The sequence below is a fragment of the Fuerstiella marisgermanici genome (assembly GCF_001983935.1).
In the GTDB taxonomy this organism is placed as follows: domain Bacteria; phylum Planctomycetota; class Planctomycetia; order Planctomycetales; family Planctomycetaceae; genus Fuerstiella; species Fuerstiella marisgermanici.
Map to the genome: position 1 here is coordinate 8821414 of NZ_CP017641.1, position 23587 is coordinate 8845000.

Here is a 23587-nt window from a genome sequence, read left to right on the forward strand (position 1 = left end):
TTTTTGTTCTGGCCGGTTTGGGCTCGTGGGAAACAGACGCCATAGTTCGAACCGGATGCTCCGCGGCCACCAGTTAGCGAAATTCGCTGTAGCACGTGGCTTCGACGGCGGTCGTTAGCGGCGGCAGCGGAACGTGTCCATCGCGGTAAAGAACGTTGTAGGCCGAAAACGGAATCAGGTGTCCCGACGGCAGAATGAAATGAACACACGACTTCATCAGTTGCCGAACATCAAAGTTGTAGGCGTCCATGAACGATGTCGTCGTGATGCGAAACATGTCGCTGGGGTTCAACTGCTGAGTCATCGCTTTAACAAAGAACTGCTGCGCCAGTTCCTGCACGTCTTTGGACGACGCCTCCAGAACTTCCAGAATCCGCTGACCCTCGTCTGATCGCTCGCCATTCACCGCTTTACCGTCCCCACACCCGCCCGCTCCGGATGGTTGTCGCGACAGGTATTCGGCGATCAATTCCTGAGCCCGCTGACGGTTAAAGGTGATCCGACCCGACAGCAGGTCCAGATGATTTTCCAGATCGACAAACCGAGCCAGCGGCAGCATTCGTTCGCCGTCACGGAATGCATAGGCCAGCGTGTGAGCGTTCGGGTGAGCACATGGGAGCGGCGAGAAATCGGTCTCACGCCAGACGTCGTCCGTTTGGCGAACGATGCCTTGGATGATTTCGGGAAACGTGATTCGCTGTTCGAGTTCCTCAGGCAAAACATAGCGGCCGGAATAGGTTGCGGGCTGAAAGCTGACTCCTGTGACCCACGGCCGCTGCATTCCGAACGATACGATCTGACCTAGTTCCTGATCGTTCACACCTGGCTGGACGGTGCAAACCAGAATCGTGTTCAGTCCGGCTTCCCCGAGTCGTTCGACGGCCCGCAATTTTGTTTCCAGCAACGATTCGCCACGCAGGATTTCGTAGCCGCTGTCGCTGAAGCCGTCAAACTGCAAATAGATTTCTGTCCGGTGTTTTAGCGATGCCACCTTGTCGAGAAACGCATCATCCTTCGCCAGCCGCACGCCGTTGGTATTTATCATCACAATATCGATTGGCTGCTCACAGGCATATTGATGAATGTGGTGGAATTCCGGATGCACGGTGGGTTCGCCGCCGGATAGCTGCAGAATTTCCGGCTGACCTTCGACTTCCACCAGCCGGTCGATGGCCGCTTTAAATTCGTCAAACGTCAGATGCTTTCCGCCGGGGCCACTCACCGCGAAGCACATCGGACATTCCAGATTGCAGTTCGACGTAATCTCCAGCAGCCCGATGCAAGTGTGTTGTTCGTGTTCGGTGCAGAGTCCACAATCGTACGGACAGCCACGATCCGGGTCCGCTCCGAAGCTCACCGGCACCTTGCCCGGCAGACTGTAGCTGTTGCGATCAAACCAGTTCACATCGCCGCACACAAAGTCTTCGCGTTCACCATGCACGGGGCAGCGTTTGCGAAAGTAAACTCGCCCGTTCCGCGACACGATCTTCGCTGGAACCAACGCCAGGCAATCCGGGCATAGGCTCTGAGTCGTGCCGAGAAACGTGTAGTCGTGGTATGTAATCATTGGTTATTTCTTTGCCTTGAGCGAGCCGCAGCTTTGAATGCCGTATCGGAAACTGTTTCTTCTCGATAGCGCCATCGAAAGACCCGAACTGCTGCCACAATAGCCGCGATTGCGCATGCAATGAACGTAATTTGGAGCGCGGCAGTGTTTCCGTCACCAAATACGCCGATCGCCTGCAGAATAGGACCGACAACGAAGAGCGAACCCACGCAGGTAACAAAGAACGTGCCGCACGCAGCAATCAGTGACAAAATGAAGATACCGAATACTGTCGGACTTTCGTATGGATTTTGGGGCGTTTCAATCATCACTTTTGCTTCCGTCGTCCCGCTCCGTGAATCGCGCCGTCAAAGTACGTCTCACATACCGCGTTGCAAAAAAGGTGGCTGGGATTGGAAGGAGTATTCCTAGCGCTGCCAAGATGATGGAGGCCCATGCTGACTGGCTACGTCCCGCTGCGTATATGCCAATCATAACGCCGTAGCATGTCCCGAAGAAAGCGAATATACCAGCCGCGACCGACGCAAACCCGACCAGCATCATCGCGGCCGGCCCCGGCGTGTTCACGTCGGGAGTGTCGCGCGACTCGGGCGGCCGATACGGGTTCTGCGAGGCTTCGTCATTCACCCTGAACGTCCCTCATTCATCAGACGCCTGCGATGAGTCACCGTTCGCTGTGAAGGACTCCATCTGCGGTGGCGGTTCGGGATCAGACGTTGACCATCGTTTTTGAGACAGCCAGATGACCAGCGTTCCAACCCCAGCGGCCGTCACAATGCCGGACAGAAAGCCCATGCGAAGGCCGAATCCCGCTAAGACCGCGAAGCCCGTCAGGCCCACCAGAAAGGCGGCCATGAAAATTCCGCCCCACGTCCGGACCACTCGCCCACGATCGCCAGATCCTGCTGTGATGCGCGGGCCACGCGTAATTTTCAGGCCCAATCGCACGGTGAGGGCGAACGCCGCCAGCGCGAACACGCCGCAAAGGGGGATGACCCAGTCCGGGCCGAAATAGGCACCTCGCCTGGTGTCGACAACCATCAGGAACCCAACGCAACTGCAGAAGAACGCAATTGCCGACGCAATTATCGCCGCGACGACGACAACAAAAATCAGCAGTGGGCCCGGTGGCTGATACGCCAGGGGCTCCGTAGGCGACACCCCTTCGCCGGACATCACCGGTGGTAGATACGGATTCTCTTCCTGGTCAGTTGTCATGTCGCGTTACTCCGGCAGTTCTTCACCGCGAGTTTCTTTCGCCAGCAGCGTCACCACAACGCCGACTCCGAACAATGGAATCATATACGTTGAGGATTGAGTCGGCGTCCAGCTTAACAGTCCCGACGCCAGAATTGCCGCCGCCGAACCGATGCGACCGGCGTTGAAACAGAACCCGGTGCCTGTGCCTCGAAGTCGCGTCGGAAACAATTCCGGAAAGTAGACCGCGTAGCCGGCATGCATGCCCAACGTCAGAAAACCGAACACTGGCAGGAACAACATCAGCACCGCTCGAGAGTAGTCGCCGGGGGCCAGCACGTAGAACAACAAGATCGCGGAAATCAGGCCGCCCAGGTGGTAGAACACGAATGCTCCTTTGCGGCCGAGCACATCAGAAATGGAACCGAATAACACCAGACCCAGTCCGCCGCCGAGAACCATCGTCAGAAACATGCCGATCATTTCTTCTTGTTTGATGGTGTCCTTTTCGGCCTTCAGCGCTTCTGTTCGCTGACCTTTTTCGGCATCCGAAGCCGCCGCCCAATTGACATCGGCCAGACCAGCATCCACCAGGACCTGTTGTTCCGCGCGGCGTTTCAGAGTGTCTTTGCCGTAGATGTGGCAGCCCCAAAATGTGGTCAGGCCAATCGTTGCCAGTGCCACTGCGACGATCGTGTTCCGCAGGTAGGCCGTCTGAAACAAAGCGGACAGCGAACCTGTTTTCTGAGTCGCATCTGTTTTGGCTCGTTCCTGGGCCTGCACCCATTGATCAGGTTCTCGCAGTTTCCAGCGAATGAATACCGTCAGCAGCGCTGGGACGACGCCAATCAAAAATCCCAATCGCCACGTGTTGTCGCCCATCACTTGCCGACTGATGATGAAATAACCCACGGCCACGGCCATCAATGTTCCGAACACGCTGGATGCATGAAAGATCGAACCCATGACCGGGCGAGAACGTTTCGGCATCACTTCGGCCACCATCGCGCTGGCGACCGCCCATTCACCGCCGACTCCCATTGCCACCAGAAAACGCAGCGCGACCATTTGCCACGGAGCGTTCGCAAAGGCGGTTATGCATGTGAAGACGGAATAGAACAGGATGGTGTAGATCATCGTTTTGGAACGACCGATCTTGTCGCTGAGCATGCCGAACAGAATGCCGCCGAACGCTCCGCCCAACAGAAACGATGCCATCGCGTAGTTGTTCCACGATGCGATCGCTTTTTTGGTGGCATCGTCAATGTCTGCGGAACTGGTGCCCAGCAACTGCGGCATCGCGTCGTTCATGCTGGCGACGAACACTTGCCCTTCGAACACATCAAAGACCCAGCCGAGCGATGCGATCACCAAAACCAGCCACTGATAATTGCTGATGCCCTGGTTCCATTTCAGATTCGAAGGCTCAATATTCGATGGGGCGTCCGGAGCGGAATCGGGGCTGTCTGACGAGGCGTCGTGGCTCATGAAGGTTTCTCGACTGGAGGTTTCGGCAATGTCCAAGCCGCAGTCTAAACGGCAGGCCGCCGAAATAGGAGCGAACCGAAATCTCAGGCCATGCCTTCCGTCGATTCCTTGCGATGATTCCGCAAAGCACTGCCACAGAACCGATTCGCCTCGTCACCGTGGTTGCACGCTAGCGGCTGTCGGTCGCTGAAGCGTTCCCGATGGCGTACAGCGTTTCGCGGCGCGACTGGCCTGCTCCGTCGGCGACTCGCAGGTAGATGCGGCTGTCGATCACGGTGGCCGTGGCGAAGGATTCGGTGCCGAGTTGGTTGCGAGCGACAGCTTCGAAGCGTTGCGGATTCGCTTTGAAGACGAACGTGGTTCCGCGTTCGTTGGACGCGTAGATCGTGTCGCCGACAAGCACCGGCGATGCCGACACGGGGCCTCGCAAACGTTCCTTCCACATTTCGCGGCCAGTCTTCGCGTGCCAGCAGAACGCGACGCCGCCATCGTCGACCGCGTACAGGTAATCGTTGTGAATCAGCATTGACTGCTCGTAGCACTTCACGCCGTTTTCCCACGGGATCTGGCCCGAGCCATCGGCTTTCACCGCGACGGTGACTTTGTCTGGAAACCCGCCGCTTCCGTACACTGTGTCTTCATCCCACACGACTGTACCGCCCGTTGCCATGGTCAGGCATGGCGTGGCCCACAAAGGCTTGCCGGTTTCCGGATCGTAAGAGGCGATCTGATCGCAACCGCCCAGCAATAGCTGCAGTCGGTTGGACACATTGGCGACGATCGGCGAGCCCCAGTTTAGCTTCTTGGGTCGCTGCTGCTGCCACACGACATTGCCGGTTTTCGTGTCCAGTGATTTAAGCCATCCTTCGGTGTCACAGTCTGCTGCGATGATCAGCGTGTCATTGTGCAGGGTCGGCGACGCGGCGTATCCGTACTTGTATTTTTCGGGAGCAAAACGGCCCACGTCCTTCGTCCAGACGATCTTTCCGGACATGTCCAATGCGACGGCCTGGATCTTGTAGTGATGGTTGAAGGTGGCGTAGATTTGCTTCCCATCGCTGCAGGCGGTGGATGATGCATGAGTGTTCTTGGTATGGATCTTCGGGAATCCGCCTGTGCTCACGACGGTGCCCCACAACCGCTTTCCGGTTGCTCTATCAAACGCGAACACGCCTTGCTGCTGATTCTGCTCGTCCGCACTTGTCAGGATGATCAAATCACCGATCACCGTGGGAGACGAGTGCCCTCGCCCGGGAACCTCAACCTTCCAAACGACGTTCTGCGTTTTGTTCCATTCTGTCGGCACGCTTTGGCCCGCCGGGGCGACATGGTTGCCGTTCGGTCCTCGCCATTTCGCCCAGTCAGCAGCCATGCTGGCGGACGGAAGAACCAGAAAGCCGATGGCGGCAAGAAGAAAAATTCGCATGACGTTAAAGCTTCAATTCGATTGCAATGAACAATAGCCATCACGCGCGGTCGAACGCGCGCCTACCGATTTCAGAGTGTCGTGCGTGCGTCGGCCGAGTCAAGTCACGAACCGGTTCGCAACTCATTCCGGATGACGGCTAACATGCTCGATCGCTGAAGTCGCCGGATCGATCTTTGAAGGCAGCCATCCTTTGCGCCGTTGTGAGCTGCAGCCAATGTCTTCGTCTGGTCAAAAAGTGTGATCGGGCATTCGACGGCGAGATTCTTGGAGTTCACGGTACAAACGCAGCCTGTGTTCGTGAATAATCAATCATGGTTGCGATTCACGCCAGCAATGCCGTTTCGAAGTTTAATGGCCTGTTGCGTGAGGGAAAAACTTCAGGTTCTCAGGGGTTTATTGCGAATCCCCGACTCTCTGAGGGTTTTTTTTCGCAGTTCACAATGTCAGAATGCCGACCGAATAGACAGCCTTACCGGCAAACCCGCCCTAATCTCGCAGATTGCAATCGGAGCTACCCGCATGTCAGTTGCTGACCCTCCTGATTCCGCTGAAAGTCGTCACAAAGAATCCGTCGACACTGTTGTAATTCGCTTCTGCGGCGACAGCGGCGATGGCATGCAATTAGCCGGAACGCAGTTTACAAACGTGTCTGCTGTCTTCGGCAACGACGTAAGCACGCTGCCCGACTTCCCGGCCGAGATTCGAGCTCCCGCCGGGACAATCGCGGGTGTCAGCGGTTTTCAGATCTGCTTTTCCAGTCGCGATATCTACACGCCTGGCGATGAAGTCGACACGCTTGTGGCGATGAACCCGGCAGCGTTGAAGTCTAATATTGGTGATCTAAAACGTGGCGGCACGCTGATCGTCAACGAAGATGCCTTCGAAAAGTCGAATCTGCAAAAGGCGGGTTACGACAAGAATCCGCTGGATGGCGACGAAGAACTGGCCGCCTTTCGCGTCCACAAGGTGCCTATGACGCGACTGACTCGCGATTCGGTCGAAGGTCTGGGGCTGTCGCAGCGAGAAGCCGATCGCTGCAAGAACTTCTTTGCATTGGGCCTCGTCTACTGGCTGTACGATCGCGATCCGAAGCCGACTGAAGATTGGGTAACCGCGAAGTTCGGCCGAAAGCCTGAGATTGCCGAAGCGAACCTGCGTGCTCTGAAAGGCGGATCGAACTTTGGTTTCTCAACCGAAGCATTCACCGTTCACTACGAAGTTCCGCCAGCGAAACTGGCACCAGGCAAGTATCGCAAGATCACTGGCAACGAAGCTTTGGCGATGGGCATCGCGACTGCGGCAAGGTTGTCCAACACCGAAGTAGTGTTTTCCGGCTACCCAATTACACCTGCCAGCGACATTCTGCACGACCTTTCCAAGTTTAAGCACTTCGGCGTCACCACGTTTCAGGCCGAAGATGAAATCGCTGCGATGTCCGCGACCGTGGGCGCAGCCTTTGGCGGCCAGATGGCCATCACCGCGAGCAGTGGTCCGGGGATTTGCCTGAAGGGTGAAGCCATGGGGCTGGGGATGATCACGGAACTGCCGATGGTCATCATCGACGTTCAACGTGGTGGCCCGAGTACCGGGTTGCCGACGAAGACTGAGCAGTCCGATCTGCTGCTGGCGCTGTTCGGCCGAAACGGTGAATCACCGATGCCCATTATTGCCGCTCAAACACCGGGCGACTGTTTCTGGGCTATTCAGGACGCATTGCGAATGGCAGTGGAGTTCATGACGCCCGTGATTTTGCTGTCTGATGGATACATCGCTAACGGAGCAGAACCCTGGCCCGTTCCAAAGGTGGAAGACGTCAAGCCGATCATTGTCGACCGACCGACGGAACATAACTCCGACGAAGGCTACATGCCGTACCTTCGCGATGAGCGATTGGTGCGACCATGGGCGAAGCCCGGCACGCCTGGCCTGGAACATCGACTCGGCGGGCTTGAAAAACGAGACGTCACGGGCAACGTTGAATACAGTCCGTCAAACCATCAACACATGTCGGATACGCGAGCCCGAAAGATCGCGGGCATTGCGGAGTTTATTCCGGAGCAGGAAGTTGATGGCGAGGAAGCCGGTGATCTGCTTGTTCTGAGTTGGGGCGGAACTTACGGTTCGGTGCGAACCGCCGTTCGACAGGCTCAACAGGACGGCAAGGCTGTGACTCACGCTCACCTGCGTTACCTGAATCCGTTTCCTCGCAACCTTGGCAAACTTATCGGCAGCTTCAAGAAGGTGCTGATTCCGGAACTGAACCTCGGCCAGCTTTCCCTGGTCATCCGTTCCACGTACCTGGTGGATGCCGTGTCGTTCAACAAGATTCAGGGCAAGCCGTTTAAGGTCGTTGAAATCTACAATAAGATCAACGAGGTTTTGAAGGGCTAGCAAGTCGCGTGTCACTTGGGATTGTGCGATCACTCGAAGGTCAACACACATTCCACGATCCATCCAAAATATCAGCTCACACCCGCGTCGAACAGGTGTGAGCTAACCCGCAAAGGATGATTCCAATGTCAACATTACTGCCTCAGCTTACAGCTAAAGACTTCGCCAGCGATCAGGAAATTCGCTGGTGTCCGCGCTGCGGCGACTATTCAATTCTGGCTCAGATGAAAAAGGTCCTGCCGGAGTTGGGGTTGCCGAAGGAGCAGTTCTGCTTTGTGTCCGGCATCGGCTGTTCCAGTCGCTTTCCGTACTACATGGACACTTACGGCTTTCACAGTATTCATGGGCGAGCCCCCGCTGTGGCGACCGGAGTGAAGCTCTCGAATCCAGATTTGCAGGTGTGGGTGATCACCGGTGACGGCGATGCTCTATCGATCGGCGGCAATCACCTGATGCACGCGATTCGGCGTAACCTGGACATCAATATTATTCTGTTCAACAACCAGATCTACGGTCTGACAAAGGGACAGTACTCGCCCACCAGCCCGCTGGGTGCAAAAACGAAAAGCACTCCGTACGGATCGCTGGATAATCCGCTGAATCCATTATCAGTGGCGATCGGATGCGAAGCCAGCTTCGTCGCTCGGTCCGTCGATGTGGACACCAAGCACCTCGCAGATACGCTCCGCCGCGCGGCCAACCACAAAGGCACGTCGTTTGTGGAAGTTTACCAGGACTGCAACGTCTTCAATTCCGGAGCGTTCTATTACGCGTCCAAGAAAGGCGAAAAGGAAGAGAACATCGTCTACCTAGAACACGGCAAGCCGCTGATTTTTGGCAAGGAAAAGGACAAAGGAGTCCGCCTGAACGCTCACGGTCGTCCGGAAGTTGTTGAACTTAGCAGCGGCATCTCAGAAGACGATTTGCTGTTCCACGACGAGAAAGCGGAAGACCCCAGCTTGGCCTTCCTGCTGGCTCAAATGCGGCACCCACTGTTCCCGGAACCGCTCGGCGTGCTCCGAAACGTGTCTCGCCCGGTCTACGATGAAGAAGTTCGTAAGCAGGTCGATCACGCCAAAGAAACTCTTGGCGAAGGCGACCTCGAAAAGCTCTTCAACAGCGGCGATACATGGGTCGTGGAATAACGCTGGTGACAAGAACGCCCAACAGAAGCCCGGCTACCTCTGGATAGCCGGGCTTTTTTGTTTTTTGGTCTAACGAGTTACGCGGACCACCACGATCAGTTCGCGATCTTCTTCGTCTTCGCTGGGAAACAGTCCGACGGCTGACAGGCTGCCCGCCACAACCGGCTTATCAAACTCACACACGGCGCTGGTTTCCAGACCCTGATTGCCAAGCTGAAAACGATCCACGTCGTCGTCGCTGTTATGGGCCGGTTCAAAGTCCTTCATGGTGGTGATCGCCGTTTGCAGAGCGATCGTGACACCGTCACCCTGCCAGTCTTCCTGCAGTCGCGGCGTGACCTGAGCCATGATGCCGATGTTGAGCTGGTTCATGATCGGCTGAGTTCCCATCGCATTGTTGCCGACCACGGGAACTCGCCCGGCGATGAATGGCATGCGATGGCCGGAGCACAGATTGCCCGTCACTCGGTTTCGTCCCTTCAACGTGCCGTGGTAGCCTTCGACTGATTCACACAATTCGCTGAGTTCCGCAACGGCGTTTTTACTGTTGAGTGCTTTGTTCAGATTCCGTTGGGCACCCGCGTTCAGCGGCAGCCACCACAGCTCGATCGTCATCGGCTGGCCGCCAACCGTGCTGTCTGCAAGTTGTTTCAGGAACGCTTTGATGGCTGCGTGATTCTCTGCCGTCTGTTTCACCAGAAGTGAATTATTGACGGCGGTAATTGTTGCCTTGCCGCCATTGTCTTCCCATGAATCCGTATCCACGTGCTGAGTGATCAGGTCGAGGATCGCATCGTGCTGGTCGGTGGAATCGTAGACATCAGTCTGCTGAATCCCAAAGTTAACCGCCCCTCCGCCACCAAGACCACCGCCGCCGCCACCAAATTGCGGAGCCGTTGGGATGCTGAAGTAGCCCTGCCCTCCGCCGCCACCAAACTGCGGAGCTGTCGGGATACTTTGGAAGCCTCCTCCGCCGCCACCAAAGCCACCACCACCCAGCCCGCCCGCTCCAAATCCGCCAACCGGATGGGCCGTCGCGGCTGTCGTTGGCAAAACGCTGCGGAAAGGAAACTGCTGCGGCGGCATGACAAGTTCGCCCAATGCGTAAAACTGCAGAGTCATCTCCGGCTGAATGGCTGCCCGCTCCTGCGTCTCCTCCTGAGCGTCCACGGCTGAAGTGTCGCACAGCGTTACGAAAACGGACAGTGCGCAGATTGTGTAAAGGCAATGGCGGCGATGTTTCATGGCTCAGCTTTCGTTGGGTGGGGACTAAGGACTTGACCATGCTGGAAACGCACGTGCGAAATTTATTCCGGTGAATTCTCGACGATAATTCCGCTATCAGGCAGATCCAACTTAGCAATCCGGCTCAATGCCCTTTGATTCTTCGTCAGTGGTCAGTGGTCAGTGGTCAGTGGTCAGTGGTCAGTGGTCAGTGGTCAGTGGTCAGCAGTCAGTGGTCAGCAGTCAGCAGTCAGCAGTTAGATGCGTTGTGCCGCGTGCCGTCCAGTCGGTCTGATCAGCACGCACAAAAAGAATTGCCCGGACTTCTGCGACACTGAATCTGCAATAACGAGTGTGCATGTGCCGGCTGTGCTACAGGGGTACCTTCTGATCGCGTGACAATAATTCCGCAACATCGGCCGATTTTGGGATCTGTAATCGCCGATTTTTGGCAAAACAAATGTTCTTCCGGTAGCGAGCTTGTCGCATTTCGGCCTCTCCCCTATCGTCCGCAGATGCCACGTAACCGAGAGTGGCGGAATTGGCAGACGCGCTGGATTTAGGATCCTGTGCCGGTAACGGCGTGGGGGTTCGACTCCCCCCTCTCGGACATCAACGAAAAGGCCCGGAAAACCGTCTCTGACGACGTTTCCGGGCCTTTTTTCATGAGCCTGAGCAGACTTGAGAGATTGCGGAGCGGCTCGTTGTGAGTTGATTCGCGAAATTTCTATTCGAGGGACCGTTAGAGTTCGTCCCCCCATTTCTGCTGCTGCGGTGGCGCCCAACCAGCAGTTTAATTTTGGTTCTTCGCTCGTACCTTTCAGACTGTCGATTATCCTGCCAAGTAGCTTGCCGGTGGCAAAGACTGATTGAGTCTTATTGGGCACACGGTGAATTTCTGCTTGGAGAATTACGAACTGACGTGCTACGTGGAATCAGCTCCGGTTCGAGTGCAGAATTTTTGTGGCTTCGTCTTTCCTGCTTGATGCAGGGTTCGCCGAAGAGGATGGCGATACACAAAATAATTCCAACCTGTACATCGTCGTCCCACCAATATTGCTTGCAGGTGCTTAGAGAAGTTAATTGAACTGTCCGTTTTAGTTCCAGACTTTGCATTATGAATAAATACGCTCCGCCTGCTTTTCAATTGTCGGCTCGTCATCTTGAATCTGTGCGTGAAGCGGCCGGTCGGATTCAGGGGATGGTGCAGCGAACTCCCTGCTTTCTGAATGAACGGCTGAGCCAGCAGCTTGGCTGTTCGCTGTATGTCAAAGCGGAAAATCTACAACCGTGCGGAGCTTTTAAAGTCCGCGGAGCGACCAATGCTGTTTTTGCGGCCGCCCCTGATGTCATCGCGCGAGGCGTACTGACCCACTCGTCGGGCAACCATGCGGCCGCGATTGCTCGGGCCGCTTCACTTCGTGGTGTGCCCGCGTACATCGTGATGCCGGAGAATTCTGCGGCGGGCAAGATCGCCAACGTTCGAGCGTACGGAGTCGAACCTGTTTTCTGTGCCCCAACGGCGGACGCGCGGCAGGCTAAAGCAGACGAGCTGCTGGCCGAGACGGGCGCGTACTTTATTCATCCCTACAATCAGGCGGATGTCATTGCTGGGCAGGGTACGATGGGGCTGGAGATTCTGGAACAGGTGCCTGACGTCGATCTGATCGTTGTCCCGGTGGGCGGCGGTGGGATGATGTCCGGAATTCTGCTTGCGATCAAATCGTTGCGCCCGGAGGTTCAGGTCATTGGTGCTGAGCCTGAGTTCGCGGATGATGCCTATCGCAGCCTTCAATCGGGCAGAATCGAACCGCCGAATCGCTATGACACCATCGCCGACGGCTTGCGAACGCCACTCGGCGAACTGACATTTCCCATCATTCAGTCTTTAATGGATGACTTAACTTTGGTTAGTGAACAGGCCATCGTTGAGGCGACCGAAGAGCTTTCCTACGCTGCGAAACTGGTTCTGGAACCATCGGGCGGCGTTGCCTACGCAGCGGCAAGAAAAATTGCGAGTCGCCACGCAGGCAAAAACGTCGTTGTCATTGCGTGCGGCGGGAACGTCTAACGGCAATCGTTTCAGGAATCGCACTCCAAGGGATCAGTAGAATCTCGTACGCCTTTCAGTGGTGGTTGGCAGTGCAATCGCAATTCAGCCACTGTGTGGCGACGGTGCGAATTGTACGTCATGAGATGAATTCAGTTGCCTGATTGTCCTACAATCTGCCTGCGTACAACCTGCAGGGAAACGATGGGCAATGTCCGCTTCGCTGACGGCCCGGAACCAGTCACACTTCGACGCAGACTTCAACAGAAACCGGCAATGAATCCGATAGCACGATTTGCGGCAACAATCATATTTGTGCTCGTTAGCGGTGTGGACGCTATCGGCGACGAAAGCGGCTCACCCGTTCAACTGCGCGAAGTTAATCCGATTAAGGGCGCGCCGGAGTCACGAGTGATCGCGATCACTGGGGCGAGGTTGATCGACGGACACGGTGGAAGCCCAGTTGAGAACGCCTGCGTGATTGTGAAGGGAGACCAAATTATCTTTGCGGGCGCGCAGGCGGAAGCTCAGATTCCAACGGGTGCGATTCGATTTGATGCAGGCGGGAAGTCGCTGTTGCCCGGTCTGTTCGATTCTCACTTCCACTCGCAGGACACAGCCAAGCGGCCGATCGAATACGAACTCGACAACGGCATCACGTCGTTCCGAGATCCCGGGCACCCATTCAAGTTTTATCGCTGGCTAAACGGCAACGAATTGACCGTTCCACGCATCTTCCTTTGCGGCGGGCACCTGGACGCCGCTCCGCCTGCCTGGCCGGACCAGGCCGCCGTCATTGGAACAGCCAAACAAGCAACTGAGGCGGTTGATGCCCACGTCGCGCGGGGAGCTTCAGGGATCAAGATCTATATGCGATTGCCAGCTGAGCATATCGCCGCTGCATGTGCAGCAGCGGACCGACACGGCGTCCCCGTCACGGCTCACCTGGAACTAGTCAGGGCGGATGCGGCGATTGAGGCGGGTGTTGACGGGATCGAGCATATCACGTCGTTCGGAACAGCCTTGGCTGACCCAAAGCAGGCAGAAGTGTTCGAGCAAGTTGTCGGAAGTGATTCCAACGCGCGACGTGAATGGCGTCCTCGGTTATGGAGCGGTATTGAACTGGAGAACAATCCGCGGCTTCGACCGTTGCTGGATCAAATCGTCAAACAGGGCACTTTTGTCTCTCCCACGCTCGCGATTTTCGAGGCGCGAGTGGGAGAGAAGGAGGCAACCCCGGTGACCGCATCAGCATTCGCAAACATGCTCGACTTCGTTGGGCATTGTCATCGCCACGGGGCAAAGATCGTCGTCGGATCACACACTTCCGCGCCGTTCGCAGACAGGGGCAAAGCCTATCTTCGGGAAGTGGAGTTGATGGTCGAGGCGGGGATGACGCCGCTCGAAGTCATCACGGCTGCTACCAAGGTGAACAGTGAGTTCTTCGGCGCGCAAGATCGTCTGGGCACGGTTGCTGCCGGAAAAACGGCTGACCTCATTCTGATTGATGGCTTCCCTGACAAGAACATCAAAGACCTGGACAAAGTCACGCACGTGATGCTCGGCGGCAACTGGGTCAAAGGACAAGAGAACTAACGATCAGCGGTAGTGAACTGTCGCAGTCTTTGCGCAGGTAAACGTCGCACGGCTGTGAGCCGCTGGGCGCAGAGCGCGGGCTGCTTTCGAATGCATCACCTACAGCAGAGCTAACGGTTGATTCCTAACTGTGCAGGAATCGTCAGGAATGAATGGCGCGTCGTTCGACGGCCATGGCGGCCTCTTTGATGGCTTCGGCCAGGGTCGGGTGAGCGTGGCAACAGCGTGCGATGTCTTCGCTACTGGCTCCAAACTCCATTGCGACCGCCGCTTCCGCAATTAATTCGCCGGCGTGAGCTCCGATGATGTGTACGCCAAGCACGCGATCGCTTTCTGCGTCTGCGATGACCTTGACGAAGCCCTCCGTGTGTCCTGCCGCGCGAGCTCGACCATTGGCGGCAAACGAAAAGCGGCCGACCTTGATCTTGTGGCCGCGTTCCTTCAGAGCGTCTTCTGTTTCACCAACGGATGCGATTTCGGGTGCCGTATAGATGACGCCCGGAATGGTTCCGTAGTTGATGTGGCCGTGGCCCGTGGCAATCTTTTCGACGCAGGCGATGCCTTCTTCTTCGGCTTTATGAGCCAACATGGCTCCGCCGATGACGTCGCCAATCGCGTACACGCCAGACGCCGTCGTTTGATAGGACGAATTCACCTGGATGAAGCCGCGTTGATCAGTTCCAACGCCGGCACGCTTGAGACCAAGGTTATCCGTGCAGGGCCGCCGACCGACGGCGATAAGGACTCGATCACAACTAATTGCGTCACGGCCTTCGACTTCAATTAAGCATGTCTTGCCGTCGGAAGTGACCTTTTGAACCTTCGTGCCCAGCTGGAAGTCCATGCCCTGCTTCTGCAGGATTTTTTGAGCTTCCTTCGCCACCTGCGAGTCTGTGCCCGGCAGAATTCGAGGTAGATATTCCAAAACGGTGACCCGCGAACCTAAGCGCCGCCAGACGGTGCCCAGCTCCAGCCCAATGACGCCTGCACCGATAACAACAAGGTGCTCCGGAATATCGGGCCAGGCCAATGCTTCGGTACTGGTACCAATGCGATCGCCGTCCGGTTCCATACCGGGGAAGGAAGACGAAACACTGCCGGTGGCGATGAGGATATGTTTAGCTTTGAGTTGAACGGGTTCCGCATCGCCGGAAGCGACTTCAACTTTTCCTCCACCCAGCAGGCAACCGTGGCCGAAATGCCGGTCAATTTTGTGCTTCTTCAGCAGCCCCTGGATCCCGCCGTCCAGTTGAGCGACCACGCCATCTTTGTGAGCCATCATCTGCGGAAGATCAACTTTGACCTCGCCCGCAATCAGGCCTCGTTCCGCGAATGAATGTTGCGACTGTTCCAGCAGTTCGGTGGTTTCCAACAACGCCTTGCTGGGAATACAGCCGACTCGCAGGCATGTGCCGCCGAGTTTCTGTTCGCGTTCGATGACAGCGCACTTCAGGCCCAGTTGTGCACCGCGGATGGCGGCCACGTAGCCTCCGGGGCCTGCTCCGATAACAATTAGGTCGTAGGTTTCGGACATGTCAGACTTCCAAAACCAATCGCGCTGGATCTTCGATCACGTCTTTGATTCGCTTCAGAAACGTGACCGCTTCTTTGCCATCGACCACTCGATGATCGTAGGTGAGTGCAACATACATCATTGGGCGAATGACGACTTCGCCATTGACCGCAATGGGTCGGTCCACGATGCCGTGCATCCCCAGCACTCCGCTTTGAGGCGGATTGACGATGGGAGTCGAAAGCAGCGAACCGTAGACTCCGCCGTTGGTGACGGTAAAGGTGCCACCTTCCAGTTCATCAAGGCTGATCTGATTCTTCTGAGCTCTCGCCCCAAAGTCTCGGATGGCCTGTTCGATTTCGGCGAAGCTCATGTTTTCTGCGTTGCGCAAGACTGGCACGACCAGTCCTTTACCGCCGCCGACAGCGATGCCGACATCGCAGTAGTTGTGGTAAATCAGCTTGTTGCCGTCCATCTGAGCGTTGATCGCAGGGTATTCCTGCAACGCGTCGACGATGGCTTTTACAAAGAAGGACATGAAGCCCAGCTTGGTGCCGTATTTCTTTTCGAAGTCGTCTTTGTATTGCTGCCGCATTTCTTTGACGGCCAACATGTCGATCTCGTTGAAGGTCGTCAGCAGCGCGGCCGTTTGCTGAGCGTTGACCAATCGTGATGCGATCGTTTGCCGAATGGGACTCATCGGGACCGACTTGGTCTCGCGTGAACCCGTCATTGGCTTCGGTCCGCCGCCGCTTTGAACATGGCGAGCGACGTCTTCTTTGAGGACACGGCCGCTCGGCCCGCTGCCTGCGACTGATCCGGCGGGAAGGTTGGCTTCTTCCATTGCTCGTTCGGCTGCCGGCATGACATGTCCGCCGCCTGATGCTTTCGCGTCCGGGACAGCTGCTGCTTTGCTGGCGGCAGGCGCTTCGCCTTTTTCCATGTAGCCGATCACTTCGCCAATTTCCGCCGTATCGCCGGCTTCCTTCAGCACCTTTGTGATCGTGCCGGCAACGGGGGCGGGCACGTCAAACGTGGCTTTGTCTGTTTCCAGACCGACCACATTGCCGTCCAGCTCAACGAATGTACCTTTATCGACGTACCATTCGCCAATGAACACTTCCGTGATCGATTCACCGACGGCCGGGATTTTGATTTCAACTTCGCTGCTCATGAGATTTCCAGAGCCTCTTTCAAGATGGCTTGCTGTTCAATTTTGTGGCTTGTGCCCGACCCCGTCGCCGGACTCGCCGATTCTACACGTGTGATGCCGGTCAATTGGTGAGTGTCGAAGACAGAATCTCCGAAGCGAATTCGAATCGACGGCCACGCACCCATATTACGCGGTTCTTCCTGAACCCAGAACACGGGCACATCTTTTCCATAGACTGAGAGTTTCTGCCGCAACTCGGCCTCAGGAAACGGATACAACTGCTCAACTCGCAAAATCGCGACGTCGTCTCGACCGGATTCCTTGCGCACACTGTGCAGTTCGTAGAAAATCTTGCCGCTGCAGAGCAGAATGCGTTTCACGCCCTCAGGATTTGCTAGGTCGTCCGCAATCACTTCCTGAAAATGGCCTGACGTAAATTCTGAGGCCGGCGAAACAGCTTCTTTGTGCCGCAGGAGACTCTTGGGCGTCATCACGACCAGCGGCTTTTTCCACTTGCGTAGGGATTGTCGCCGCAGCAGGTGGAAGTGCTGAGCCGGTGTGGTTGGAGCCACAATCTGCATGTTGTCTTCTGCGGCCAGCGTCAGAAAGCGTTCAAGGCGAGCACTGCTGTGCTCCGGCCCTTGCCCTTCGAAGCCATGGGGCAACAACATCACCAGGCCACTCAGCCGCTTCCATTTGTCCTCGGCGCTGGAAATGAACTGGTCGATGATTACCTGAGCCACGTTGACGAAGTCGCCGAACTGAGCCTCCCAAAGCGTAATGCCATGAGGTCGGTCGAGACTGTAGCCGTATTCAAAACCGAGGACACCAATTTCCGACAGTGGGCTGTTGTGAAATTCGACTAACTCGGGACGAGCCGCCAGGTCCTGGACACCCATCCAGACACGTCCGTCCTTCGCGTCGTGCAACGCCGCATGCCGATGGCTGAACGTGCCACGCCGCACGTCCTGCCCTGAAAACCGCAGCTGAAACCCTTCGGCCACCAGCGAACCCAGTGCCGCCAGTTCCGCTGTTCCCCAGTCAAACGGTTGTTCGCCCGCTCCCATTTGCCGCCGCTGTTGCAGAATGCGCACCAACCGCGGATGAGGTGTAAAGCCCTTGGGCGGAGTGCTCACGGTATCGACCACTCGCTGCAGTTCCGCTGCCTCAATTGCCGTATCGACGTCGTCCGCATTGGCAACCGGCCCACCAAAGAAGTCCTTCCAGGTGCCTCCGCCACTGTCAGTCAGTGCTGCGAATTTGTCTTTGCGAGCCTCTTCCAACTCCTCTTCCAGAATCTGAGTCCGCCGTTCGACGATTTCGTTCGCTTCCTCGCGGGTCAGGCCTTCCAGCTTCAGCATACTGGCGAGGTAGTTTTCGAAAACGGTCTTCCGTTTGCGAATCATTTGGTACATCGTTGGTTGCGTGAACGCGGGCTCATCGCCTTCGTTGTGCCCTCGTCGTCGGAAGCAATACATGTCGATGATGACGTCGCGCTGAAACTTGTCTCGAAATTCCATCGCCAGTTGTACGACTTGTGCGACCGCTTCCGGATCTTCGCCGTTTACGTGAAAGATCGGAATCTGCAGCATGCGGGCCACGTCCGTCGCATAGGTGCACGAACGGCCCTCCGAAGGCGACGTGGTGAATCCGACCTGATTGTTGACGATAATGTGAAGCGTCCCGCCCGTACGGTAGCCGGACAGCTCGCTGAGGTTCAGTGTTTCCTGAGCGACCCCTTCGCCGGCAAACGCAGCGTCGCCGTGAATCAGAATTCCCATGCTGCGGCGACGTTCGTAGTCTTCGCGGTGATCCTGCTTGGCTCGCAGACGACCCAACGCAACCGGATTCACAAATTCCAGATGACTCGGGTTAAAGCACAGCGTGAGATGCACGTCCTTGCCTGTGGTCGTCGTCCAGTCTGAGCTGTAGCCGAGATGATATTTCACATCGCCTCGGCCCATCTGCAGTTCCGGGTCCTTGTCTTCGAACTCGCGGAAAATCCGACTTGGCCGCTTGCCCATGATGTTCGCCAGCACATTCAGCCGGCCTCGATGAGCCATCCCCATCACCACAAGATCGATACCCTGCTCGCCGGCCCGCTCGATGGCCATGTCCAGTAACGGAATCAGACTTTCCGCACCCTCCAGTGAGAAACTCTTCGCCCCCACGTACTTCTTCTGAATGAATTCCTCAAACATCACGGCGTCGCTAAGCCGGGTCAGAATGCGAATTTGTTCGTCCCGTGAAAGCCGGATTCGGTTCCCGCTGCGTTCCATGCGGTCTCGCAACCACGATCGCACCTGCAGGCTGTCGATGTGCATGAACTGCACACCAATCGACCGGCAATACGTCATTTGCAACCACTGCAGCATGTCGCCCAGCGTTCGGCATTCGGCCCCGCCGAACCACTGGGTCGAGAACTCCATGCCCATGTGCTCGTCGGTGAAACCGTAGAAAGCCGGGTCCAGTTCTGGTGGTTCCGGGCGTTTAGCGTGGAGCGGATCGATCTGAGCAATAATGTGTCCGCGCACGCGATAGTTGCGGATCAGCTGGTCGAGCCGTTCCTGCAGAATGGCGGTTTCTGAACTCGCCGCCTGACCGCCGGCGAGTTTCGCCTGGCGATGAAAAATGCTGTCATGCCGAAACGGCGTCTGCAAAACGGCAGCGGTGACGTCTTCGTGCCCCGCGTGGATGTCGTCAAAGTAGTCGCGCCAGTCTGGCGAAACGGCGTTGCGATCGTGCAGATAATCAGCGTACTGCTGCTCGATAAAAGCAAGACTTTGCGTGCTAAGCTGCGAAGTTGATCGCCGAGGTTTGTGCTCGCCGGATGGCTCGACGGGCGAATCCAAAAATTGTGGGGCGGCCGCAGGGTTGTGAGATTGCGATGACATTCGGATTTAACGGCGATCGGCTGACGCGGTGAATTGAGACGACCCGGGAATGATAGACTCCCACGCGCGAATGGGAAGGTTCATCAAGCTCTGGTGCGGGAGAATGACAAATGGAAGGGGAGGATTGAACCATGACGATTGCCAAACGACAAAATGAAGCCGATCGCAATGGTGAACCGGCTGACAATTCCCAATCTGACGGTTTTCCGTTTGCCGAACCCATAAGCTGTGTTCGTGGGTTGCGGCGCCAGGATCGTTAGGCCACTGCCTGGTACATGTAGCAGATTTCCCTAATCCCCACTACACTCCGTTTCCGGGACTTCTGCAGTACGCAACTTCCCCGTCGTACCAGGACTTACCGTATTGGAAACGCAATGACTGCGGAACCGGTTTCGGAACATTCGGCTCAACGATCCCTCACTTCAAAGTCGTTTGTCGGCTATTTGGTGATGAGTTTCCTGACGGCCGTCAACGACAACATGTTTCGCTGGCTGATTGTACCGATCGCAAAGTATCGGTATTCATCCATCGAAGGTCTGACAGCCGCCCAACGGGAAGCCAACGAAGCGACGGTGCTGGCTCTGGGCCTGGGCTGCTTCATTTTGCCCTTCATCGCTTTTGCCCCGTGGTCTGGCTGGGTGGCTGACAAGTTCAGCAAGCGAAGCTCCACGATTACCCTGAAAATATCCGAAGGCGTGATCATGGTGGCCGGGCTGGCTTCCATCTGGCTGGGCAACCTGACCGTGATGTACGTCGTGTTGTTCCTGATGGGAACTCAAAGTGCTCTGCTGAGTACCGCGAAGTTTGGCATCATTCCGGAACTCGTGCCCCGCGAAAAGATCTCAGCCGCAAACGGGCTGGCCGGACTTGTGACTCTGGTGGCTGTCATCGCCGGGACAATCGCAGGCAACGAACTATACGCGGCCACTGGCCCGGACGGTCTGCAGCGAATCTGGATTTCCGCTGTTGCTCTGCTGGGCGTAGCGGGGCTGGGCGTGGTCTCAAGCATGATGCTGGCTCCGGTCGCCCCGGCAAATTCCGCGATCGCCTTTCCGTGGAATCCGATTTCAGCGTCGTGGCGAGACCTGAAGCTGGTCATGAGCGACGTACCTATTCTGCGCGTCACCCTGGGAATTGCGTTTTTCTGGTCACTGGCGTCGCTCGCACAATTAAATATCGACACGCATGTAAATCTGAACCTGCGGATGAGCCAGCAGGAAGTCGGCCAGTACCTTGCGGTGTTGTCTGTGGGCGTCGGGATTGGCAGCGTGCTGGCGGGGTTTTGGTCTGGCGGACGGGTCGAACTGGGAATGGTGCCACTCGGGGCTGTGACCATGGCCCTGGCGTGTCTGCTGGCGTTTGTGTGCGGTGGAAGCTGGTGGCTGTTCGGCGCGGCGCTGGTTATGATCGGCGTCGGTGGTGGACTTTTTAACGTTCCGTTGACGGCTTATGTTCAGGACCGCAGCCCCCATGAATCTCTCGGAGCGATCCTTGCGGCCGGCCATCAAATCACGGCGGTTGGCATCCTGTTGGTATCCGTCCTTTTTCCTTTTCTGAGAAACGGGTTAGGCTGCTCAGCGGACCAGATCTTCCTGATCGCGGGCATCAGCACGCTGCCGATTGCGATGTATGTCGTGTGGCTGATTCCTCAGGCCACGATCCGGTTTCTGGTTTGGCTGTTGAGCCGCACCGTGTACAAAGTTCGCCTTCATGGCATTGAGAACATTCCGGAACGCGGTTCGGCGCTGTTGGTGGCGAATCACGTTTCGTGGATCGACGGCGTATTAATCCTGCTCGCCAGTTCCCGACCGATTCGCATGATTGCGTACGCTGATTACGTGAAGGGCGGCGTGATCGGCTGGCTGTCGAAGCTGTTCGAGATCATCCCTATTCGCAGTGGCGATGGTCCTCGAGCACTGATGGAGTCGTTAAATACAGCGCGCGACGCGTTGAAGAACGGCGAGCTGGTTTGCATTTTCGCGGAAGGCCGAATTTCCCGAACGGGTGAACTGCTGAAGTTTGAACGCGGGATGATTAAGATTCTGAAAGGCACGGACGCTCCCGTGTCGCCCGTCTATCTTGACGAACTCTGGGGCAGCATCTTCAGTTATGAAGGTGGCAAATTCTTCTGGAAGAAGCCGAAGCACTGGCCGTATCCGGTGTCGATAAACTTCGGAACTCTGATTCCTCACAAAGACGTCACGGATGTGAACGCCGTGCGAAACGCAGTGCTGGATCTGAAAGATGATTCTATCGCTCGCAGAAAGGAACGCCGCATGATCCCGGCCATTCGTTTTATTCGACAATGTCGGCTTGCCTGGAAACGTACCAAAGTCGCGGATTCGGCAGGGACAGTCCTGACCGGCGGGACGCTGCTCACCGGTTCGCTGGCATTCCACAAACTTCTGACGACGTCTGTATTAAAGCCCAACGAAAACATGATCGGGCTTCTGCTGCCACCGTCCGCTGGCGGCGCGATTGCCAACTTCGCCGTTGCGCTGGCGGGCAAAGTGTCAGTGAATCTGAACTACACGCTGACCGATGATGTCGTGAATTACTGCATCAAAGAAGCGGGCATCAAGCAGGTCATTACAAGTCGCAAATTCATGGAGAAAAAGCCCATGAATCTGGACGCCGAACTGATTCATATGGAAGATCTGAAGCAGCAGATCGGAGGCGTCGCGAAGGCCGCTGCGTTTGCGAAAGCGAAGCTGATGCCTTTGGGGATGCTGAGCAAAAGCCTCGGCCTGACCACGATTCAGGCCGACGACATGATGGCGATTATCTTCACATCCGGGTCTACCGGCGAACCGAAGGGGGTCATGCTGTCGCACGGCAACATCAACTCAAACCTCGACGCCGCCGACGAACTGCTGAAGCTGAAGCCGACGGACATGCTGCTGGGAGTACTGCCGTTCTTTCATTCCTTCGGCTACACCATCACACTTTGGCTGCCCGGCTGCGTCGACGCGGGAGCCGTCTTCCACTTCAATCCTTTGGATTCGAGGATGGTGGGGAAACTTGTCGAAAAGCACAAAGCGACCATCATTGCCGCCACGCCGACCTTCCTGAGGTCGTACATGAAACGATGCAGCGTGGAAGAATTCGCGTCGGTCAATCTCGTAATCGCCGGGGCGGAAAAGCTGCCGCCCGAATTGTCAGACGCATGGCAGAAGAAGTACGGCATCTCGCCCATGGAAGGCTACGGGACGACGGAGCTGTCGCCACTGGCGTCAGTAAACGTTCCGGAAAACCGGGCCGGGCGAACAGACCTGATGAAACCAGGCTCCGTTGGCAAAGTCATTTCCTGCAGTCGAGCGGCCGTGTTTCATCCCGACACCGGCGAGGAGCTTACCTGCGGCGAGGAAGGTATGCTGAAGATCAAAGGCCCGAACGTGATGCTGGGCTACATGAATCGCCCGGAAGCTACGGCCGAAGCGATCCACGACGGATGGTACAACACTGGCGATGTGGCTCGCGTTGATGCGAACGGCTTTATCGAAATCACAGGCCGCCAAAGTCGCTTTTCGAAGATCGGCGGCGAAATGGTGCCGCACATTCGCATCGAGCAGGAGATCAATCGGATCATCGATGATGAGGACACCGACGATCCGGAAATCCTCTGCGCCGTGACCGCCGTCCCCGATGCGAAGAAAGGCGAACGACTCATTGTTCTTCACAAACCGATGACGCGAACGGTAAAAGAAGTGCAGGATGAACTGCAGAAAGTCGGATTCCCGAACCTCTGGATTCCGTCGTCAGACAGTTTTGTCGAAGTCGAAAGCATTCCGCTGCTGGGCACCGGCAAACTGGACCTTCGAGCTCTAAAAGATGCGGCGATGGAAAAGTTTGGGAGTTAGCGGCTACTCCAATTCAGGAATCGGATCTTTGGGCCCGACATTTTCCCCTTCCCAATTGACCGAACCGTCTTCGCCGTACA

At 56.5% G+C, this 23587-nt stretch carries 15 protein-coding genes and 1 tRNA gene (1 of these 16 cut by a window edge); 6 read left to right on the forward strand and 10 right to left on the reverse strand.

The annotated features are described in order from the left end of the window. Positions 1 to 73: 73 nt before the first annotated feature. The 5 genes from Fuma_RS33435 to Fuma_RS33460 form a co-directional block, all read right to left on the reverse strand. On the reverse strand, positions 74 to 1567 hold the full coding sequence (locus tag Fuma_RS33435) for a radical SAM protein (RefSeq protein WP_077027942.1): 1494 nt from the start codon (positions 1565 to 1567) through the stop codon (positions 74 to 76). Further along, positions 1564 to 1875 (reverse strand): hypothetical protein, encoded by a 312-nt coding sequence (locus Fuma_RS33440; RefSeq protein WP_077027943.1) that lies wholly within the window; start codon positions 1873 to 1875, stop codon positions 1564 to 1566. The genes Fuma_RS33435 and Fuma_RS33440 overlap by 4 nt, the downstream gene beginning before the upstream one ends. Before the next feature lie 331 nt (positions 1876 to 2206). Further along, positions 2207 to 2785 carry a hypothetical protein gene (locus Fuma_RS33450; protein WP_077027945.1) on the reverse strand — a complete coding sequence of 193 codons (579 nt, stop codon included), beginning with the start codon at positions 2783 to 2785 and terminating at the stop codon, positions 2207 to 2209. A 6-nt stretch (positions 2786 to 2791) separates the two neighbouring features. Further along, positions 2792 to 4252 carry an MFS transporter gene (locus Fuma_RS33455; RefSeq protein WP_077027946.1) on the reverse strand — a complete coding sequence of 487 codons (1461 nt, stop codon included), beginning with the start codon at positions 4250 to 4252 and terminating at the stop codon, positions 2792 to 2794. A 169-nt stretch (positions 4253 to 4421) separates the two neighbouring features. After that, entirely contained in the window at positions 4422 to 5678 is a 1257-nt protein-coding gene (locus tag Fuma_RS33460; protein WP_077027947.1) for a PQQ-binding-like beta-propeller repeat protein, read from the reverse strand. A 522-nt stretch (positions 5679 to 6200) separates the two neighbouring features. Between Fuma_RS33460 and Fuma_RS33465 the strand changes: the two genes are divergently transcribed. Continuing rightward, positions 6201 to 8072 (forward strand): 2-oxoacid:acceptor oxidoreductase subunit alpha, encoded by a 1872-nt coding sequence (locus Fuma_RS33465; protein ID WP_077027948.1) that lies wholly within the window; start codon positions 6201 to 6203, stop codon positions 8070 to 8072. Between the two features lie 125 nt (positions 8073 to 8197). Further along, entirely contained in the window at positions 8198 to 9217 is a 1020-nt protein-coding gene (locus Fuma_RS33470) for a 2-oxoacid:ferredoxin oxidoreductase subunit beta (protein WP_077027949.1), read from the forward strand. A gap of 69 nt (positions 9218 to 9286) precedes the next feature. On the opposite strand, the gene Fuma_RS36520 is transcribed toward Fuma_RS33470, so the two are convergent. Further along, positions 9287 to 10462, reverse strand: a complete 1176-nt coding sequence (locus Fuma_RS36520; protein WP_077027950.1) for a hypothetical protein — start codon at positions 10460 to 10462, stop codon at positions 9287 to 9289. A 505-nt stretch (positions 10463 to 10967) separates the two neighbouring features. Here Fuma_RS36520 and Fuma_RS33485 point away from each other — a divergent pair. The 3 genes from Fuma_RS33485 to Fuma_RS33495 all read left to right on the forward strand — a co-directional run bounded on the left by Fuma_RS33485 (position 10968) and on the right by Fuma_RS33495 (position 14087). Next, a tRNA-Leu gene (locus tag Fuma_RS33485) sits at positions 10968 to 11051 on the forward strand. 507 nt (positions 11052 to 11558) lie between these two features. Beyond that, positions 11559 to 12512 carry a threonine/serine dehydratase family protein gene (locus tag Fuma_RS33490; RefSeq protein ID WP_077027952.1) on the forward strand — a complete coding sequence of 318 codons (954 nt, stop codon included), beginning with the start codon at positions 11559 to 11561 and terminating at the stop codon, positions 12510 to 12512. A gap of 255 nt (positions 12513 to 12767) precedes the next feature. Further along, positions 12768 to 14087, forward strand: a complete 1320-nt coding sequence (locus tag Fuma_RS33495; protein WP_077028716.1) for an amidohydrolase family protein — start codon at positions 12768 to 12770, stop codon at positions 14085 to 14087. Positions 14088 to 14229: 142 nt separating this feature from the next. On the opposite strand, the gene lpdA is transcribed toward Fuma_RS33495, so the two are convergent. Genes lpdA through Fuma_RS33510 form a run of 3 tightly spaced genes read right to left on the reverse strand, consistent with a single transcriptional unit; the run spans position 14230 to position 19647 of the window. Further along, on the reverse strand, positions 14230 to 15621 hold the full coding sequence (gene lpdA / locus Fuma_RS33500; RefSeq protein ID WP_077027953.1) for a dihydrolipoyl dehydrogenase: 1392 nt from the start codon (positions 15619 to 15621) through the stop codon (positions 14230 to 14232). A 1-nt stretch (position 15622) separates the two neighbouring features. After that, positions 15623 to 16774, reverse strand: coding sequence for a 2-oxoglutarate dehydrogenase complex dihydrolipoyllysine-residue succinyltransferase (odhB, locus tag Fuma_RS33505; RefSeq protein WP_077027954.1), 1152 nt, complete (start codon positions 16772 to 16774; stop codon positions 15623 to 15625). Further along, positions 16771 to 19647, reverse strand: coding sequence for a 2-oxoglutarate dehydrogenase E1 component (locus Fuma_RS33510; RefSeq protein ID WP_083732503.1), 2877 nt, complete (start codon positions 19645 to 19647; stop codon positions 16771 to 16773). The genes odhB and Fuma_RS33510 overlap by 4 nt, the downstream gene beginning before the upstream one ends. Positions 19648 to 20021: 374 nt before the next feature. On the opposite strand from Fuma_RS33510, the gene Fuma_RS33515 reads away from it, so the two are divergent. Further along, a complete protein-coding gene (locus Fuma_RS33515) occupies positions 20022 to 23507 on the forward strand; it encodes an acyl-[ACP]--phospholipid O-acyltransferase (RefSeq protein WP_099091850.1) in 3486 nt (1161 codons plus the stop codon). Between the two features lie 3 nt (positions 23508 to 23510). Here the strand turns inward: Fuma_RS33515 and Fuma_RS33520 are convergent, their stop codons facing one another. After that, positions 23511 to 23587, reverse strand: partial view of a sulfatase gene (locus Fuma_RS33520; protein WP_077027956.1) — the final stretch only. The gene runs 1411 nt beyond the window's last position; 77 of the gene's 1488 nt are visible here — the last part of the coding sequence; its start codon lies beyond the right edge, outside the window; the stop codon is at positions 23511 to 23513.

Excerpts from the sequence above, each read along its gene's own strand:
- lpdA (WP_077027953.1), bottom strand. The coding sequence starts at position 15,621 with ATGTCCGAAACCTACGACCTAATTGTTATCGGAGCAGGCCCCGGAGGC.
- Fuma_RS33440 (WP_077027943.1), bottom strand. The coding sequence starts at position 1,875 with ATGATTGAAACGCCCCAAAATCCATACGAAAGTCCGACAGTATTCGGT.
- Fuma_RS33495 (WP_077028716.1), top strand. The coding sequence starts at position 12,768 with ATGAATCCGATAGCACGATTTGCGGCAACAATCATATTTGTGCTCGTT.
- odhB (WP_077027954.1), bottom strand. The coding sequence starts at position 16,774 with ATGAGCAGCGAAGTTGAAATCAAAATCCCGGCCGTCGGTGAATCGATC.
- Fuma_RS33455 (WP_077027946.1), bottom strand. The coding sequence starts at position 4,252 with ATGAGCCACGACGCCTCGTCAGACAGCCCCGATTCCGCTCCGGACGCC.
- Fuma_RS33515 (WP_099091850.1), top strand. The coding sequence starts at position 20,022 with ATGACTGCGGAACCGGTTTCGGAACATTCGGCTCAACGATCCCTCACT.
- Fuma_RS33450 (WP_077027945.1), bottom strand. The coding sequence starts at position 2,785 with ATGACAACTGACCAGGAAGAGAATCCGTATCTACCACCGGTGATGTCC.
- Fuma_RS33510 (WP_083732503.1), bottom strand. The coding sequence starts at position 19,647 with ATGTCATCGCAATCTCACAACCCTGCGGCCGCCCCACAATTTTTGGAT.
- Fuma_RS36520 (WP_077027950.1), bottom strand. The coding sequence starts at position 10,462 with ATGAAACATCGCCGCCATTGCCTTTACACAATCTGCGCACTGTCCGTT.
- Fuma_RS33470 (WP_077027949.1), top strand. The coding sequence starts at position 8,198 with ATGTCAACATTACTGCCTCAGCTTACAGCTAAAGACTTCGCCAGCGAT.
- Fuma_RS33465 (WP_077027948.1), top strand. The coding sequence starts at position 6,201 with ATGTCAGTTGCTGACCCTCCTGATTCCGCTGAAAGTCGTCACAAAGAA.
- Fuma_RS33460 (WP_077027947.1), bottom strand. The coding sequence starts at position 5,678 with ATGCGAATTTTTCTTCTTGCCGCCATCGGCTTTCTGGTTCTTCCGTCC.
- Fuma_RS33435 (WP_077027942.1), bottom strand. The coding sequence starts at position 1,567 with ATGATTACATACCACGACTACACGTTTCTCGGCACGACTCAGAGCCTA.
- Fuma_RS33490 (WP_077027952.1), top strand. The coding sequence starts at position 11,559 with ATGAATAAATACGCTCCGCCTGCTTTTCAATTGTCGGCTCGTCATCTT.